General features: G+C 70.1%; 15 protein-coding genes. 4 read left to right on the top strand and 11 right to left on the bottom strand.

All coding sequences use genetic code 11. The features are described from left to right. Positions 1–6: 6 nt before the first annotated feature. Entirely contained in the window at positions 7–1,563 is a 1,557-nt protein-coding gene (locus OG885_RS24460) for an FAD-binding oxidoreductase (RefSeq protein ID WP_405734988.1), read from the bottom strand. A 924-nt stretch (positions 1,564–2,487) separates the two neighbouring features. On the opposite strand from OG885_RS24460, the gene OG885_RS24465 reads away from it, so the two are divergent. Continuing rightward, complete coding sequence (locus tag OG885_RS24465; protein ID WP_405734990.1) at positions 2,488–3,312, top strand: hypothetical protein; 825 nt, start codon at positions 2,488–2,490, stop codon at positions 3,310–3,312. A 120-nt stretch (positions 3,313–3,432) separates the two neighbouring features. Then, a complete protein-coding gene (locus OG885_RS24470) occupies positions 3,433–3,606 on the top strand; it encodes a hypothetical protein (RefSeq protein WP_399962576.1) in 174 nt (57 codons plus the stop codon). Positions 3,607–3,640: 34 nt separating this feature from the next. Here the strand turns inward: OG885_RS24470 and OG885_RS24475 are convergent, their stop codons facing one another. Then, positions 3,641–3,979, bottom strand: a complete 339-nt coding sequence (locus OG885_RS24475) for a metal-sensitive transcriptional regulator (protein WP_329337497.1) — start codon at positions 3,977–3,979, stop codon at positions 3,641–3,643. A 200-nt stretch (positions 3,980–4,179) separates the two neighbouring features. On the opposite strand from OG885_RS24475, the gene OG885_RS24480 reads away from it, so the two are divergent. Together OG885_RS24480 and OG885_RS24485 are read left to right on the top strand one after the other, a co-directional pair. Beyond that, entirely contained in the window at positions 4,180–4,800 is a 621-nt protein-coding gene (locus tag OG885_RS24480; protein WP_059195745.1) for a DUF47 domain-containing protein, read from the top strand. Positions 4,801–4,807: 7 nt separating this feature from the next. Next, positions 4,808–5,806, top strand: a complete 999-nt coding sequence (locus OG885_RS24485; protein ID WP_399962578.1) for an anion permease — start codon at positions 4,808–4,810, stop codon at positions 5,804–5,806. Positions 5,807–5,908: 102 nt separating this feature from the next. Here the strand turns inward: OG885_RS24485 and pstB are convergent, their stop codons facing one another. The 9 genes from pstB to OG885_RS24530 all read right to left on the bottom strand — a co-directional run bounded on the left by pstB (position 5,909) and on the right by OG885_RS24530 (position 16,226). After that, positions 5,909–6,685 carry a phosphate ABC transporter ATP-binding protein PstB gene (gene pstB / locus OG885_RS24490; RefSeq protein ID WP_405734993.1) on the bottom strand — a complete coding sequence of 259 codons (777 nt, stop codon included), beginning with the start codon at positions 6,683–6,685 and terminating at the stop codon, positions 5,909–5,911. A gap of 39 nt (positions 6,686–6,724) precedes the next feature. Continuing rightward, positions 6,725–7,771: a phosphate ABC transporter permease PstA gene (gene pstA, locus OG885_RS24495; RefSeq protein WP_399962582.1), complete on the bottom strand. Its 1,047-nt coding sequence runs from the start codon at positions 7,769–7,771 to the stop codon at positions 6,725–6,727. Then, positions 7,768–8,772, bottom strand: a complete 1,005-nt coding sequence (pstC, locus tag OG885_RS24500; RefSeq protein WP_405742854.1) for a phosphate ABC transporter permease subunit PstC — start codon at positions 8,770–8,772, stop codon at positions 7,768–7,770. The genes pstA and pstC overlap by 4 nt, the downstream gene beginning before the upstream one ends. 104 nt (positions 8,773–8,876) lie before the next feature. After that, positions 8,877–10,001: a phosphate ABC transporter substrate-binding protein PstS gene (gene pstS, locus OG885_RS24505; RefSeq protein ID WP_399962584.1), complete on the bottom strand. Its 1,125-nt coding sequence runs from the start codon at positions 9,999–10,001 to the stop codon at positions 8,877–8,879. A 230-nt stretch (positions 10,002–10,231) separates the two neighbouring features. After that, complete coding sequence (locus tag OG885_RS24510) at positions 10,232–10,672, bottom strand: NUDIX hydrolase (protein WP_405734996.1); 441 nt, start codon at positions 10,670–10,672, stop codon at positions 10,232–10,234. Between the two features lie 24 nt (positions 10,673–10,696). Then, positions 10,697–11,842 (bottom strand): CHAD domain-containing protein, encoded by a 1,146-nt coding sequence (locus tag OG885_RS24515; RefSeq protein WP_405734998.1) that lies wholly within the window; start codon positions 11,840–11,842, stop codon positions 10,697–10,699. Continuing rightward, positions 11,823–14,057, bottom strand: coding sequence for an RNA degradosome polyphosphate kinase (locus OG885_RS24520; protein WP_405735000.1), 2,235 nt, complete (start codon positions 14,055–14,057; stop codon positions 11,823–11,825). Before OG885_RS24520 ends, OG885_RS24515 begins: the two co-directional genes overlap by 20 nt. Before the next feature lie 319 nt (positions 14,058–14,376). Continuing rightward, positions 14,377–15,246 carry a hypothetical protein gene (locus OG885_RS24525; RefSeq protein ID WP_405735002.1) on the bottom strand — a complete coding sequence of 290 codons (870 nt, stop codon included), beginning with the start codon at positions 15,244–15,246 and terminating at the stop codon, positions 14,377–14,379. Beyond that, positions 15,243–16,226 (bottom strand): hypothetical protein, encoded by a 984-nt coding sequence (locus tag OG885_RS24530; protein ID WP_405735004.1) that lies wholly within the window; start codon positions 16,224–16,226, stop codon positions 15,243–15,245. The genes OG885_RS24525 and OG885_RS24530 overlap by 4 nt, the downstream gene beginning before the upstream one ends. Positions 16,227–16,266: the final 40 nt, after the last annotated feature.

The following is a 16,266-nucleotide window of genomic DNA, read 5'->3' on the forward strand; positions in this document are numbered from 1 at the left end:
GGTCGCTCAGAGCGCCTGCGGGAACGTGAAGAACCCCTGCGGGTCGTACTGCTTCTTCAGCGTCGCCAGCCGGGTCGCCGCGTCGCCGTAGTAGGCCTTCCGCCAGTTCGTCAGCGTCGGGTCCGTGTAGTTCTGGTACGCCGCACCCGACGCGTACGGCTTCATCGCGTCGTGCGCCGCGGTCAGCCAGGACTGGCCGGTGGCGCCGGACGTGCCCGCCCGCCAGGACACGATGTACTGGGCCAGCATGCGGGAGCGGCGGTGGACGAACGCCGTGGCCGTCGGGGAGACGCGGTTGACCGCCCCGCCGAGCGCGGTCAGCGCGATGCTGCCGGAGCCGCCCCGGACCGTCTCCATCTGCTTCAGCAGGGCCTGGATGCCGGCCGTGGAGAGCGAGCGGTCGAAGAAGTCCGACTTCGCGGCGTACGTCTCCCGGTTGAGCGCGCCCTGCGGGGAGCGGCCGGGGGTCTTGCCGGGCAGATGGCACTGGGCGTCGGTGGCGAAGGAGGAGCAGCCGGCGTAGATCTCCATCGCCTCCTCGTAGGAGCGGCGGCGCAGGGAGACGCTGCTCGCGGGGGCGCCCACCTTGTCGGCGAGGCGGTCGACCGCGTTCTGGAGCTCGCCGTAGGTGCCGAGGGAGAAGGCGGCGACGTTGATCGTGGTGTAGCCGCCGGTCGTGCCCGCCAGGTGCAGGGACGACCAGATCTCGTCCGGCTGGTCCGGACCCCACTCCTGCCAGGCCTTGACGACCGCGGCCGCCTTCGACCAGGGCCAGGAGAGATAACCGGTCACCGCCTGTGGGGCCGGGTGGGTCTTGAACTGGAGTTCCGTGACGATGCCGAAGTTGCCGTTGCCTGCGCCGCGCAGGGCCCAGAAGAGGTCTTTGTTGGTGGTGGCGTTGGCTGTGAGCTGCTTGCCGTCTGCGGTGATGATCGTGGCCTGGGTGAGGCTGTCGCAGGTCAGGCCGTAGGCACGGGAGACGACTCCGTGGCCGCCGCCGAGGGTGAGGCCGGAGACGCCGACGGTGGGGCAGGAGCCGGCGGGGATGGTGACGCCCTTCGCGGTGAGCGCGCGGTAGACGTCGATGAGCTTGGAGCCGGCGCCGACGACCGCGGTGCCGCCGCTGGACCTGATCTTGTTGAGCTTCGACACGTCGATGATCAGACGGCCGGTGCCGGAGGACCAACCCGCGTAAGAGTGGCCGCCGTTGCGGATCGCGACCTTGAGGTGGTGGGCGCGGGCGTAGGCGAGGGTGGTGCGGATGTCGTCGGTGTGGGCGACGTAGGCGACGGCGGTGGGCTTCAGGGAGTCGAAGCGGGTGTTGTAGAGCTGGTGGGCCGCGGGCCAGTTGGTGTCGCCGGGGCGCAGGAGGGGGCCGTCGAGGTCCTGGGCGAGGGCGGTCCAGTTGGCGGGGGCGGTGGGGAGGGCGGCGGACGTGGCGGCGGCTGTGCCGGAGGCGGTGGTGGTCTGGGCCGCGTTGGCGGAGTCGTTGCCGGTGCAGGCGGCTGTGGTGACCGTGGCTAGTGCGGCTACGCCGCCTGCGACGAACGTACGGCGTTCCATGGTGCGTGCCCTCCGTGGCCTCGGGTCGGCTGTCGTGGCTGTCGTAGCTCTCGTGGAACGAGACGGGGTGCGGGTGGCCGGGGTTCCATGGTGCACGGAGTCGGGGCCGACGTGCCGGGGTGTCGCTCGCCCCGCGCTGGCGGGGTGCCGCTGCGCCCACCCGTGCCGCCCCAGCGGCACGACTGCCCGCAGCTAAGCGCTCCGCGGGAAGTGTGGCGGTGGGTCGTGGATCGTCTGCGGCGCCGCTGTGGCTGGTCGGGCAGTTCCCTGCGCCCCTTTAGGGCGCTGTCCCTGCGGCATGACTGCCCGCGGCTAAGTGCTCCGTGGGAAGTGTGGCGGTGGGTCGTGGATCGTCTGCGGCGCTGCTGTGGCTGGTCGGGCAGTTCCCTGCGCCCCTTCAGGGCGCTGTGCCTGCGGCATGACTGCCCGCGGCTAAGTGCTCCGTGGGAAGTGTGGCGGTGGGTCGTGGATCGTCTGCGGCGCTGCTGTGGCTGGTCGGGCAGTTCCCTGCGCTGCTTCAGGGTGCTGTCCCTGCGGCATGACTGCCCGCAGTTAAGTGCTCCGTGGGAAGTGTGGCGGTGGGTCGTGGATGGTCTGCGGCGCCGCTGTGGCTGGTCGGGCAGTTCCCTGCGCCCCTTCAGGGCGCTGTGGCTACGTCGGCAGATGGTTCTGGGCGTCTGTCCTTGCCTGGCTTCTTGCTCTTCTTGCCGGGCCGCGCCAGCCGCAGGTGCAGCGGGCTGTGCAGAAGCGGCCCTGGTCGACCGTTGTCGTGAGGTGTTCCTGGGGGTCTGCGGGTGGGGGGACCCTGTCCTGCTGCGCCACGGAGACAACGTTACCGAGGCCGGGTAAAGGGGCGGTATGCGTGACGGCCCCACGGACCCGTCGTTAAGGGGAGCGACAGGGGGTCCGTGACGGAGGCAGGCGATGGCGGAGCGGCAGCACAGGGTCGGCGGGGCGGTCGTCGCGGGGGTCATGGTCTGGTGCGGGGTCAGTGGGTGCGCCGGCAGTGACACCGATCAGGACGCGCGGGGCGGTGATCCCGTCGCCGCGCTGCACGCCGCCGCCGGTCGCCTTGTGGAGGCCGGGAGTTCGAAGGCCCGGACGTCCATGGAGATGGCCACCGGCGGGACCCGCGTCACCATCCGGGGCGAGGGCGTCTATGACTACCGGCGGCAGATCGGGCAGTTGAAGGTGCTGCTGCCGCAGGACCCGGCCGGGCAGAGCGAGCATCGGCCGATCACCGAACTGCTCGCTCCCGGGGCCCTGTTCATGAAGAACCGGGGTGCCGGCGTCCCCGCGGACAAGTGGGTCCGCGTCGACACCGCCGGCCTCTCGGACGGGAACCTGGTCACCGGCGGTGCCACCGACCCGTTCGCCGCCGCCGAGTTGCTGCGCGGGGCGCGGACGGCGACGTACGTGGGGAAGTCGGACGTGGCCGGGATCGCCGTTCGGCACTATCGCGGAGTCGCCGATCTCACCGTCGCCGCGCGGGGGGCGACCGACGGGAACAAGGCATCGCTGGGGGCGGCGGCGAAAGGGTTCGCCACGGCGCGCGTTCCCTTCGACGTGTACCTCGACGACGACGGGCGCATCCGCAAGGTCAGACACCGGTTCAGCTTCGTCAACGGGCAGCGGCAGGGCACCGTCGCCGTGGCGTCGACGACCTTGCTGTTCGACTTCGGGGTCGCCGTCGACGTACGCCTGCCGGACGGTGATGACATCTACGCCGGGAAGATCGCGGAGGAGTGAACCGGGGGCCGGGCCGGGGGCGAGCGGTCGTGACGGGCGTCAAGAACTAGCCCGTCCGTGCCATGCGCGGTGTGTAGACCGCTCCCTACTCTAGGAAGCGGTGACGGCAGAGAAGAGGTGATGCACGTGGCTCCGGTCGGCGGTACGGCAGTTCAGGACCACGTGGCCCTCGCCGAGATCGAGCTGTGCGGAGAGCTGATCATCGCGGCGTCGGCCGCCCAGGACCGGCTCAGTCTGGAGAGCATCGACGAGGTGCTGAAAGTGGCCGAGGAGCGCGAGGCCTCCGGCCGCTGAGCGGCGGGAGAGGCCTGCCCCTCACCCCGCTCGGTCAGGTCCGCATCATGCGGGCGATCGCCTTCGTGGCCTCTTCCACCTTCGCGTCGATCTCGTCGCCGCCCTTGAGGGCCGCGTCGGCGACGCAGTGGCGCAGGTGCTCCTCCAGCAGCTGCAGGGCGAAGGACTGCAGGGCCTTGGTGGAGGCGGACACCTGCGTGAGTATGTCGATGCAGTAGACGTCCTCCTCGACCATGCGCTGGAGGCCGCGGATCTGGCCTTCGATCCGGCGCAGGCGCTTGAGGTGCTCGTCCTTCTGCTTGTGGTAACCGTGGGTGACGTTTTCGGTCACCGGCTCGGAGGGAGCCGTGGCGCCGGCCTCGGTCGTCGTCATCGCGTCCTCCACAGTTCCGGACAGGTATATACCCCTACTGGGTATATCGTACCGAACTTTGCTGGGTATAGGGCAGGCGGAAGGCCCCCGTGCCGACCACTCTGCCTGATGGGCGACACTGGGGGACGGCCCATTAGCCGTGGCCGGATGATGCACTTAGCATCAGCCTGACCGAAACCGATGCACCCCGAGGACCCCTTGTGCGCTTCCGTCTGACCCCCAGGGAGACGAGCTTCTATGACATGTTCGCCGCATCCGCGGACAACATCGTCACGGGCTCGAAGCTCCTCATGGAACTGCTCGGGGCGGACACCGCCGGCCGGGCCGAGATCGCAGAGCGTATGCGGGCCGCGGAACACGCTGGTGACGACGCCACACACGCGATCTTCCACCAGCTGAACTCCTCGTTCATCACGCCGTTCGACCGTGAGGACATCTACAACCTCGCGTCCTCCCTCGACGACATCATGGACTTCATGGAGGAGGCCGTCGACCTGGTCGTCCTCTACAACGTCGAGGAACTTCCCAAGGGCGTCGAGCAGCAGATCGAGGTGCTGGCGCGGGCGGCGGAGCTGACCGCCGAGGCCATGCCCAATCTGCGGACCATGGACAACCTCACCGAGTACTGGATCGAGGTCAACCGCCTGGAGAACCAGGCCGACCAGATCCACCGCAAGCTGCTGGCCCAGCTCTTCAACGGCAAGTACGACGCCATCGAGGTGCTGAAGCTGAAGCAGATCGTGGATGTGCTGGAGGAGGCGGCGGACGCCTTCGAGCACGTGGCCAACACGGTGGAGACCATCGCGGTCAAGGAGTCCTGAGCCCTTCATGGACACCTTTGCACTGATCGTGACCATTGGCGTCGCGCTCGGATTCACCTACACCAACGGCTTCCACGACTCGGCGAACGCGATCGCGACGTCCGTCTCGACCCGGGCGCTCACCCCGCGTGCGGCCCTGGCGATGGCCGCGGTGATGAACCTCGCCGGTGCCTTCCTGGGCAGCGGCGTGGCCAAGACCGTCAGCGAGGGACTGATCGAGACGCCCGAGGGCTCGAAGGGGATGGGCATCCTCTTCGCCGCGCTCGTCGGTGCGATCACCTGGAACCTCATCACCTGGTACTTCGGGCTGCCCTCGTCCTCCTCGCACGCGCTGTTCGGCGGCATGGTGGGGGCGGCGCTCGCGGGCGGTACGACGGTCTACTGGCACGGGGTGCTGGAGAAGGTCGTCATCCCGATGTTCGTCTCGCCGTTCGTCGGTCTCATCGCCGGTTACCTGGTGATGACCGCGATCATGTGGATCTTCCGGCGGGCCAACCCGCACAAGGCCAAGCGCGGTTTCCGGATCGCGCAGACCGTCTCGGCGGCCGGTATGGCGCTCGGGCACGGTCTGCAGGACGCGCAGAAGACCATGGGCATCGTGGTGATGGCGCTGGTCATCGCCGATGTCGAGGACTACGGCGATCCGATCCCGGTGTGGGTGAAGATCGTGTGCGCCGTGATGCTGTCGCTCGGTACGTACGCCGGTGGATGGCGGATCATGCGGACGCTGGGCCGGAAGATCATCGAGCTGGACCCGCCACAGGGGTTCGCCGCGGAGACGACCGGTGCGTCGATCATGTTCACCACCGCGTTCCTCTTCAAGGCGCCGATCTCCACGACCCATGTCATCACCTCCGCGATCATGGGCGTCGGCGCGACGAAGCGGGTGAACGCCGTGCGCTGGGGAGTCGCGAAGAACATCGTCCTCGGCTGGTTCATCACGATGCCGGCGGCGGCGATCGTGGCCGCGGCGTCGTTCGGGATCGTGGATCTGGCGTTCCTGTAAGGCGGTACGCAAGGAGCCCGCCCCCTGATGAGCCAGGGGGCGGGCTCTTTTGCGTCCTCGCGGTGGCACCGCCATGCAGCACCGCGAGGGGTCCGGGTCGGCTCAGCCGAAGCGGCCGGAGATGTAGTCCTCCGTGGCCTGGACCGACGGGTTGGAGAAGATGCGCTCCGTCTCGTCGATCTCGATCAGCTTGCCGGGCTGGCCGACGGCGGCCAGGTTGAAGAAGGCGGTGCGGTCGGAGACGCGGGCCGCCTGCTGCATGTTGTGCGTCACGATGACGATCGTGAAGCGCTCCTTCAGCTCGCCGATCAGGTCCTCGATCGCGAGGGTGGAGATCGGGTCCAGGGCCGAGCAGGGCTCGTCCATGAGGAGGACCTTGGGCTCCACCGCGATCGCGCGGGCGATGCAGAGGCGCTGCTGCTGACCGCCGGAGAGGCCGGAACCCGGCTTGTTCAGGCGGTCCTTGACCTCGTTCCAGAGGTTCGCGCCCTTGAGGGACTTCTCGACCACGTCGGCGAGCTCGGACTTCTTGTACGAGCCGTTCAGACGCAGGCCCGCCGCCACGTTGTCGAAGATCGACATCGTGGGGAAGGGGTTCGGACGCTGGAAGACCATGCCGACCTCGCGGCGGACGGAGACCGGGTCGATCCCGTTGCCGTACAGGTCCTCGTCGTCCAGCATCACCTTGCCCTCGACGCGGCCGCCGGGGGTGACCTCGTGCATCCGGTTCAGGGTGCGCAGGAACGTCGACTTGCCGCAGCCGGAGGGGCCGATGAAGGCCGTCACCGAGCGGGGCTCGACGGTCATCGAGATGTCGTCGATCGCCTTGTGGGAGCCGTAGTAGGCGGTCAGTCCGCTTACGTCGATTCGCTTGGCCATAACTACTTCACTTCCAGTCAGTCGCTGAGGAGGCCGCGGTCAGCGACCGGTCTTCGGGGCCTTCCAGCGGGCGATGCCGCGGGCCACCAGGTTCAGGATCATCACGAAGGCGATCAGCGTCAGCGACGCCGCCCAGGCGCGGTCGTACGCCGCTCCGGAACCCGCGCTGTTCGCGTACTGCTGGTAGATGTACAGCGGCAGCGACGCCTGCGCCCCTTCGAAGGGGTTGGTGTTGATGAACGGGTTGCCGAAGACGAGGAGCAGCACCGGAGCCGTCTCGCCCGCGATACGGGCGACCGCCAGCATGATGCCGGTCGTGATGCCGCCGATCGAGGTCGGCAGGACCACCTTCAGGATCGTGCGCCACTTCGGGACGCCCAGCGCGAGGGAGGCCTCGCGCAGCTCGTTCGGGACGAGCTTGAGCATCTCCTCGGTGGAGCGGACGACCACCGGCATCATCAGGATGGCCAGGGCGAGCGAGCCGGCGAAGCCGAAGGGCTGCATCTCGAACTGGAGCATGAGGCTGAGGATGAACAGACCCGCGACGATCGACGGGATGCCGGTCATGACGTCGACGAAGAACGTGATGGCCTTGGAGAGCTTGCCCCGCCCGTACTCGACCAGGTAGACCGCGGTGAGCACGCCGATCGGGGCGGCGATCAGGGCGGCGAGGCCGACCTGCTCCAGGCTGCCGATGATGGCGTGGTAGATACCGCCGCCGGGCTCGGTGTCGGCGACCACACCCATGGAGTGGGTCAGGAAGTAGACGTCGAGGACCTTCACGCCGCGTGCGACGGTCACCCAGACCAGGGAGACCAGCGGGATCACGGCGAGCAGGAAGGCGACCCAGACCAGCGAGGTCGCGATGCGGTCCTTGGCCTGGCGGCGGCCCTCCACGCGGGCGGCGATGCCGTAGGTCCCGACGAGGAAGAGAAGCGCGGCGATCAGGCCCCACTGGACCTCACTGTCGAGGCCGGCGGCCAGGCCGATGCCGACCGCGAGGCCGAGCGAGCCGCCCGCGATGGCGTACGGCGACCACTTGGGCAGACGGGCACCGCGCAGGGTGCTGACGGTTGCGGTGCTCATGCGTTGGCCCCCGAGTACTCTGCGCGGCGGGCGATGATCGCGCGGGCCGCACCGTTGACCAGCAGCGTGATGACGAACAGGACCAGACCGGAGGCGATCAGCGCGTCCCGGCCGAACTCGGTGGCCTCGCCGAACTTGCTGGCGATGTTCTGCGCGAAGGTGCCGCCGCCCGGGTCGAGCAGGCTGGCCTGGATGTCGAAGGTCGGGGAGAGCACGGTGGCCACGGCCATCGTCTCGCCGAGCGCGCGGCCGAGGCCGAGCATCGAGGCGGAGATCACGCCGGAGCGGCCGAAGGGGATCACCGACATGCGGATGACCTCCCAGCGGGTGGCACCGAGCGCCAGGGCCGCCTCCTCGTTCATCCGCGGCGTCTGCCGGAAGACCTCACGGCTGACGTTGGTGATGATCGGCAGGATCATGATGGCGAGCAGGATGCCGACGGTCAGCATCGAGCGGGCCGCGCCGCCCTGCCAGGAGAAGATGCCGGTCCAGCCGAAGTAGTCGTCCAGCCAGCCGAACAGGCCGTTCATGTTCGGTACGAGGACCAGGGCGCCCCACAGGCCGTACACGATGGACGGCACGGCGGCGAGCAGGTCGATCACATAGGCGATGGGACCGCTCAGCTTGCGCGGGGCGTAGTGGGTGAGGAACAGCGCGATCGCGACGGCGATCGGGACCGCGATGGCCATGGCGACGATCGAGGAGACGACCGTGCCGAAGGCGAGGACCGCGATGCCGAAGACCGGCTCCTGAAGGTTGGTGTTCCACTCGAAGGTGGTCAGGAAGTTGCCGTGGTCCTTGCTGATGGCGAGGGACGCGCGGTAGGTGAGGAAGACCGCGATCGCGGCCATGATCACCAGCAGGAAGATGCCCGAGCCGCGGGAGAGGCCGAGGAAGATCCGGTCTCCGGGGCGGGTGGCGCCGCGGGCGGCGCGCTTCTGCTCGGTCGCGGTGGGCTGGGCTGCGGGGGGAGGTGTGTCGGTTATCTGTGTGGTGTCCATCGGGTTCTCCGGTCTGCGGAGACGCACGGTGTGTGCGGCTCCTGGCGGCGGTGCACCGGACGGTGCGGCCCGGCCCCGGTGCGGGGACGGGCCGCACGCTCAGATCAGCTCAGGCCCTCGATGGTGGTGCGGACCTTGGCGATGATGTCGTCGGGGATCGGGGCGTAGCCGGCCGTGGAGAGCTGGCCCTGGCCGTCCTCGGAGGCGATGTAGCGCAGGAACGCCTTGGTGCCGGCGAGGGTGTCCGACTTGTTGCCCTTGTCGCAGACGATCTCGTAGGTGACCAGGGTGATCGGGTAGGCGCCGTCGGCCTTGGTCGCGTAGTCCAGCTGGAGCGACAGGTCCTTGCCGGTGCCGACGACCTTGGCGGCCGCGATCGCCTTGGTGGCGTTCTCGACGGTGGCCTCGACCGGGGCCGAGGCGCCGGTGTCGATGGTGACCGGGACGATGCCGTCCTTGGCGTACGACAGCTCCATGTAGGAGATGGCGCCGGAGGTCTGCTTGACCTGCTGGGCGACACCGGAGGAGCCGGACGCCGACTGGCCGCCCTTGGCCTGCCAGGCCTTGCCGCCCTCGTACTTCCAGTTCGCCGGGGAGGCGGCGATCAGGTACTTGGTGAAGTTGTCCGTGGTGCCGGACTCGTCCGAGCGGTGGAACGCCTGGATCTTCAGGTCGGGGAGCTTGGCGTCGGGGTTGAGCTTCTTGATCGCCGCGTCGTTCCAGTTGGTGATCTTGCTGTCGAAGATCTTGGCGAGCGTCTCGGCGTTCAGGACGAGCTTGTCGACGCCGGGGACGTTGAAGCCGACCGCGATCGGGCCGCCGACCATCGGCAGGTCGATGCCCTGGCCGCCCTTGCAGACCGACTTGGAGGCCGTGACCTCTTCGGGCTTGAGCGCCGAGTCGGAACCGGCGAAGGCCACCTGGCCCTGGGTGAACGCGGTGACACCGGCGCCGGAGCCGGAGCCCTTGTAGTTGATCTGCACACCGGAGCAGGAGGCCGTGAAGGCCTTCACCCAGGCGTCGATCGCGTTCTTCTGCGCGGAGGAGCCGTCGGCGAGCAGCTGACCCTTGGCGTCGTCGCACTTGATGGAGCTGTTGGCGGCGGTGGACGAGCTGGCGCCGTCCGAGGTGCCGGTGTCGTCGGAGCCGCACGCCGTGAGGGCCAGGGCGCCGGAGACGGCGAACGCGCCGAGAGCGAGAGCCCGCCGGTTCTTGCGCTGAAGCTTCACTGAGGGAGTTCCTTCCGAGAGCCGCCGTCCTGAATCCGGCGGCGTGCGAAGAGTGGGTGGCGCGGGCACGTCTTCGAGGTGTTCTCCCGACGCGCGGTCCGCACCGCGTAAGGCCGAAATTAGGCAGATCAGGTGAAGGCGCCGACTGGCGGAAATGAACGGGGGGTGAACCCCTGCGGAAGGTGCGGTTAGGTCACGGAACGGTTGCATTCCATACCGGCGCACCGGTCCTAGGCGAGGTGCAGCGCGGCCAGGAGATCGTCGATCAGTGCCCGGTCCCGCAGCTGGGTCAGCCGGTTGCGGGCCGCCGTCGGCGGAAGCCAGAGGATGCGGTCCACCTCGGTATTCGGGGTGAAGGACCCGGCCGCGGCCTCCGCCGCCCAGTAGCGGACCTGCTTGGGGCGGCCGTTCGCCACATAGCGGACGGTGGACAGCCGGGCACCCGGGGTCGCCTCGTAACCGGTCTCCTCCTCCACCTCGCGCAGCGCGCCGGCGAGCGCGTCCTCGCCGCGCTTCAGCTTGCCCTTCGGGTGGGACCAGTCGTCGTATTTCGGCCGGTGGACGAGGCAGATCTCCAGCTCGCCGTCGATGGGGGAGCGGCGCCACAGGACGCAGCCGGCGGCGTGAACGGTGGTGGTGCCGGTCGGGTCGTTCGTGTCGGGAGAGCTCACTGGGCGCTCACCGTTCCTTCTCGGTTATGCGGTACTGACCGTTTCCTTCTGCCATGCCTGCTGGAACGCGAACCTCGCCGCCTCCACCTCGTGGCGCTGGTCGGCGTGGAGCACGCCGAGGGCGTACGCGGTCGCGGGGGCGATACGAGGCGTGCGCGCCGCCTGCGCCGCGGCGGCCGCCGCCTCCGACGCGTCCCGGTGCCGGTCCAGGGCCTCGCCGGTCGTCAGCAGGCGTACGTCGACGCAGTCGCCGTTCCGGAGGACCTCGCGCGCGTAGCGGTGCAGGCGCAGCAGCAGGCGGACCTGGTGCCAGGGGGCGTCCTGGGGGTGGGGGGACGGGTCCGGGGAGAGGCCGTGGATGAGGGCCTCGGCGTTGTAGGGGTTGCCCGCGGTGACCAGGGGGAGGGCGGTGACGGCGTCTTTGAGGCGGTCTTCGGCGGCGGCGGCGAGGGGGTGGAGGTCGATGGGGGTGGGGGTTGCGGCCAGGGGGACTTCGCTGGCGAGTACGGCGATGTTGTCGGCGACCGCGTGGAAGCGGGAGGAGCCGAGGGCCTGGAGGGCGGTGCTGTGGGCGCGGGTGCGGGCGAGGGTGAGCTGGCGGTCCAGGAGGGCGCCTGCTTTTGCCGCGCCTACTGTGAGGTTGCCGCGGTCCGGGGTGGGCGTGGGGTGGGTTTCGCTTGCCCGCGCTGGCGGGGTGCCTCCCCCAGAGGGGGGACCCCCAGCGCCCACCCGTGCCGCCCCAGCGGCACGACTGCCCGCAGCCAGGGCGGAGGCGTCGGCTGCGCCTGCGCCCGCCTGAGCCGGGAAAGTCGCGCCGGACAATCTGTGCAGCGCCAGCAACAGGCGTTCCAGTCGTGCCTCGTACGCGTGTTCCAGTGCCAACGTGCCCGACAGCCAGGCCAGTTCGGGGCGGATGCGTTCCGACCAGTCCGGGTCGAGGAGGGGGCGGAAGGTGTGCAGGCTGGCGCTGATGCGGCGGGCCGAGCGGCGCAGGGCGCGGGCCGCGCCGACGGACGCCTCCGAACCGCCCGCCGCCGCACCGCCGTTCTCGCGGTGCTGGCGCAGGGCTCGGAGGAACTCCGTGGCCTGGGCGCGGAGATAGCCCGCGAGGGCGTCCGCCGTGACCGCCCCGGCCGTGGGGTCCGTCGGGTCAAGGTGTTGCTGTGCCACGCCGGCGCCTCCGGGCGTCTATGAGCATCTCCTGGACGTTGCGCAGGGGCTGGCCGTCCGCGTCGGTGGCGTGCCGCTCCCAGTCGCCGTCCGGGCCCAGGTGCCAGGAGGCGGTGGTGTCGGACATGCCGGTTTCCAGAAGGCGGTTGAGGGCTGCGCGGTGGGCCGGGTCGGTGACCCGTACCAGTGCCTCGATACGGCGGTCGAGATTGCGGTGCATCATGTCGGCGCTGCCGATCCACACCTCGGGCTCGCCGCCGTTGCCGAAGCCGAAGACCCGGGAGTGTTCCAGGAAGCGGCCGAGGATGGAGCGGACCTTGATGTTCTCCGACAGGCCCGCCACACCCGGGCGGATCGCGCAGATGCCGCGTACCCAGACATCGACCGGCACGCCCGCCTGGGAGGCGCGGTAGAGCGAGTCGATGAGGGCCTCGTCCACCATCGAGTTGACCTTGATGCGGATGAACGCCGGGCGGCCCGCGCGATGGTGCTGGACCTCCTTGTTCACCCGCGAGATCAGGCCGTCGCGCAGGGACTTGGGGGCGACCAGGAGACGGCGGTACGTCTCGCGGCGCGAGTAGCCGGAGAGGCGGTTGAAGAGGTCGGAGAGGTCCGCGCCGACCTGGGGGTCGGCGGTGAGCAGGCCGAGGTCCTCGTACAGGCGAGCCGTCTTGGGGTGGTAGTTGCCGGTGCCGACGTGGCTGTAGCGCCGTAGCGTCTCGCCCTCCTGGCGGACCACCAGGGACAGCTTGCAGTGGGTCTTGAGACCGACGAGGCCGTACACCACATGGCAGCCCGCCTCCTCCAGCTTGCGCGCCCACTTGATGTTGGCGTGCTCGTCGAAGCGGGCCTTGATCTCGACCAGGACGAGGACCTGCTTGCCGGCCTCGGCGGCGTCGATGAGGGCGTCGACTATGGGGGAGTCGCCCGAAGTGCGGTACAGGGTCTGCTTGATGGCGAGGACGTCCGGGTCGTCGGCCGCCTGTTGGAGGAAGGCCTGCACGGAGGTGGAGAAGCTGTCGTACGGGTGGTGCAGCAGGACGTCACGGGCGCGCAGGGCCGCGAAGATGTCCGGCGCGGATGCCGTCTCGACCTCGGCCAGGTCGCGGTGGACGCCGGCGATGAACTTCTTGTACTTGAGCTCGGGGCGGTCGAGCGAGGCGATGCGGAAGAGGCCGGTGAGGTCCAGGGGGCCGGGGAGGGGATACACCTCGGCCTCGGAGATCTTCAGCTCGCGCACCAGCAGGTCCAGCACCTCGCGGTCGATGGACTCCTCGACCTCCAGGCGCACCGGCGGGCCGAAGCGGCGCCGCATGAGCTCCTTCTCCAGGGCCTGGAGCAGGTTCTCGGCGTCGTCCTCCTCCACCTCCAGGTCCTCGTTCCTGGTCAGGCGGAAGGCGTGGTGCTCCAGGACCTCCATGCCCGGGAAGAGCTCCTCCAGGTGGGCGGCGATGACGTCCTCGATGGGGACGTAACGGCCGGGGGAGCTCTCCAGGAAGCGGGACAGCAGCGGCGGGACCTTGACGCGGGCGAAGTGGCGGTGGCCGGTGACCGGGTTGCGGACGACGACCGCGAGGTTCAGGGAGAGGCCCGAGATGTACGGGAAGGGGTGCGCCGGGTCGACCGCGAGCGGGGTCAGGACCGGGAAGATCTGGTGCCGGAACAGGGTGAACAGGCGGGCCTGCTCCTTCTCCTGCAGTTCGTTCCAGCGGACCAGGTGGATGCCCTCCTCCGCGAGTGCGGGGGCGACGTCCTCGTGGTAGCAGGCGGCGTGCCGGGCCATCAGCTCACGGGAGCGGGCCCAGATCATCTCCAGCACCTCGCGCGGCTGGAGGCCGGAGGCGGAGCGGGTGGCGACGCCGGTGGCGATACGGCGCTTCAGTCCCGCCACCCGGACCATGAAGAACTCGTCCAGGTTGCTGGCGAAGATGGCGAGGAAGTTCGCCCGCTCCAGGAGGGGCGTGTTCGGGTCCTCGGCGAGCTCCAGGACGCGCTCGTTGAACGCGAGCCAGCTGCGCTCCCGGTCGAGGAAACGACCCTGCGGCAGCTGGGCGCCGTCGTAGGGAGCCTCCTCGTACGGGTCGAGGTCGGCGTCGATGTCGGGTTCCAGGTCGGAGACCGCGGCCGCGACGGTGTGCGGGCGGTGCGCGGCTATGGAGCCCACGGAGGGCTGCGCGTGCTGGACCTGTGCTGCCTGGGTGTTGGGCTGGCTCATGGACCCATTCTTCCGCGCCACGGGCGATACGGGCGCGTCGGACAGCGCGGGCGGGAGCGCGGCGGCGAGGCGGAGGTCCCCGTTCCCCGCGGACCCCTTGGGGGGCGGCGAAGGCTCTGGCACGGCGGGCGTCATTCGCCGAGCGTCGCAAGCCCGTCTGAACCGATGGTTACGGAGACATGGCGTGTGGGATATCGCGGGACGGCTCCCGGGCGTCCACACGTCCGGCCGGGTGCCGGGGAACACCACCGGGCCGCACGTCCCCCACCCCCGTGGGAGGACGTGCGGCCCGGAAGCCGTGGCCCGTCACGCCCGGATGTCAGGCGGTACGGCGGCGCAGCAGAAGGAAGGCGGCGATGGTCGCGGCGGCCGCGACGGTGAGGAGGATGCCGGTCTCGACGTACTGGAGCGGCCAGTAGTGGGACACGGGATGGTAGGTCAGGCGGGTCTCGTCGGCCGACCAGTCGACCTGGTAGTACGAGCGCGGCGGCTCGAAGGCGCCGACGTGGGTGAGCGTGGGCCACAGGCTCCCGCGGAAGAGGTCCACGGTGTTGTACAGGACCAGACAGGCGACGAAGGCCGTCCCGGCGCCGGCCAGGGCGCGTCCGGTGAGCAGTCCGGCGAGGGTGCCGAGGGCGAGGCCGGCGAGGGCGTGGGCGACGGCGGCGGGGCCGGTGCCGATGAAGACGTCGGAGTAGTACCAGTCGCCGACCAGGTCGGGGTTGTCGTCGGTGCGGGCCCAGTTGCCGAGCAGGACGACCGTGGTGGTGCCCGCGGTGAGCAGGGCGGCCGGGACGGTGAGCCGGGTCGCCAGCCAGCGGGCCGGGGACGTCGACTGGGTCCAGGCGAGGCGGGCCGTCCCGGTCTCCAGCTCACGGCCGACGACCGCGCCCGCCCAGGCGGCCACCGGGAACATGAGGAGCGCCAGACACCCCGTGACCAGGGCGATGCCGTCGGCGTAGGTCGCGTCGGCGGTGATCGCCTCGACCGCCGAGCACAGCGGCAGGTTGTCCTGGGCCGGTACGGCACAGGGGCTGACACCCTTGCGGGCCTCGCCGGCGAGGGCGTGCAGCCGGATCAGGTACACGGTGGCGGCGGCGAGCGCGAGGGCCCACAGGATCGCGGCGGGGCGGTGCAGCCGCAGGGTGCTGCGGACGGCGAGCGTGGTGCGGATGTGGAGGGTGCTCACGCGGCGGCCCCGGTCTCCCGGCGCAGCAGCCAGAACGCGAGGGCGACGGCCAGGGCGGCGACGGTGAGGAGGATGCCGGTCTCGATGAGCTGGAGGGGCCAGAAGTGGGAGGCGGGATGGTATTCGGCGTAGTAGGCGACCGCGTGGTGGTCGGCCATGCACTGCGCGAAGTCGTCGCCGCAGTTCGGGTAGGGGATGTGGGCGCCGGTGGCGGTGAGCATGCCCTGGTCGCCGTACGGGACGTCGTCGCCCATGTTCGGCCACTGGGACTCCAGGGACGCGGTGGCGGTCTTCCACGGCCACAGGTCGGGGGTCACCAGGTCGGCCAGGTAGACGACGCCCCAGGTCACGGCGGTGCCGACGGCGAGGGCGGGCAGGGTGCGGCGCAGCAGCAGGCCGGTGAGGGCGCCGAGGGCGAGTCCGCACAGGGGCAGGGCGAGGGCGACGGGGCCGTTGGCGACGAAGGTCTCCGCGTCCATCCAGTGCAGGAACACCGGGAACGGGTTGTCCTCGTAGACCAGGCGGTGCAGCAGCACCAGCACGGTCATGCCGGCGGTGAGGACGGCGGCCGGCACGGTCAGCTTGGTGACCAGCCAGCGGGCCGGGGTCACGGACTGCGTCCAGGCCAGCTTCGCGGTGCCGTTCTCCATCTCGCGCCCGATGAGCGCGGCTCCGGCCCAGGCGGCGACGGGCAGGCACAGCCAGGCGAGGGCCATCTCGGGGAGGCGCACGGCCCGGTAGTAGCCGTTGATCGTGGTGTCCCACATACAGGCGTCGATGTCGTCGGGGCACTGCTGACGCCAGTTCGACCAGGCGTCGGTCGCGGCGGGACCGTACGCCCACAGCAGGCTGCCCGCGGCGGCGGCCACGAGGAGCAGCCAGCCGATCAGCGCGCCGCGGTGCAGGCGCAGCACGGTCCGGCCGGTGGCGGCGGGGCGCGCGGGTCTCGCCCGGACGGTCTCCGGGGCGGTGAGGGTCATACGGGGCTCCTGGCGGGGCGTGCGGGCGGGGACGGTGCGG

It is taken from the genome of Streptomyces sp. NBC_00028 (genome assembly GCF_045041065.1).
Classification (GTDB): domain Bacteria; phylum Actinomycetota; class Actinomycetes; order Streptomycetales; family Streptomycetaceae; genus Streptomyces.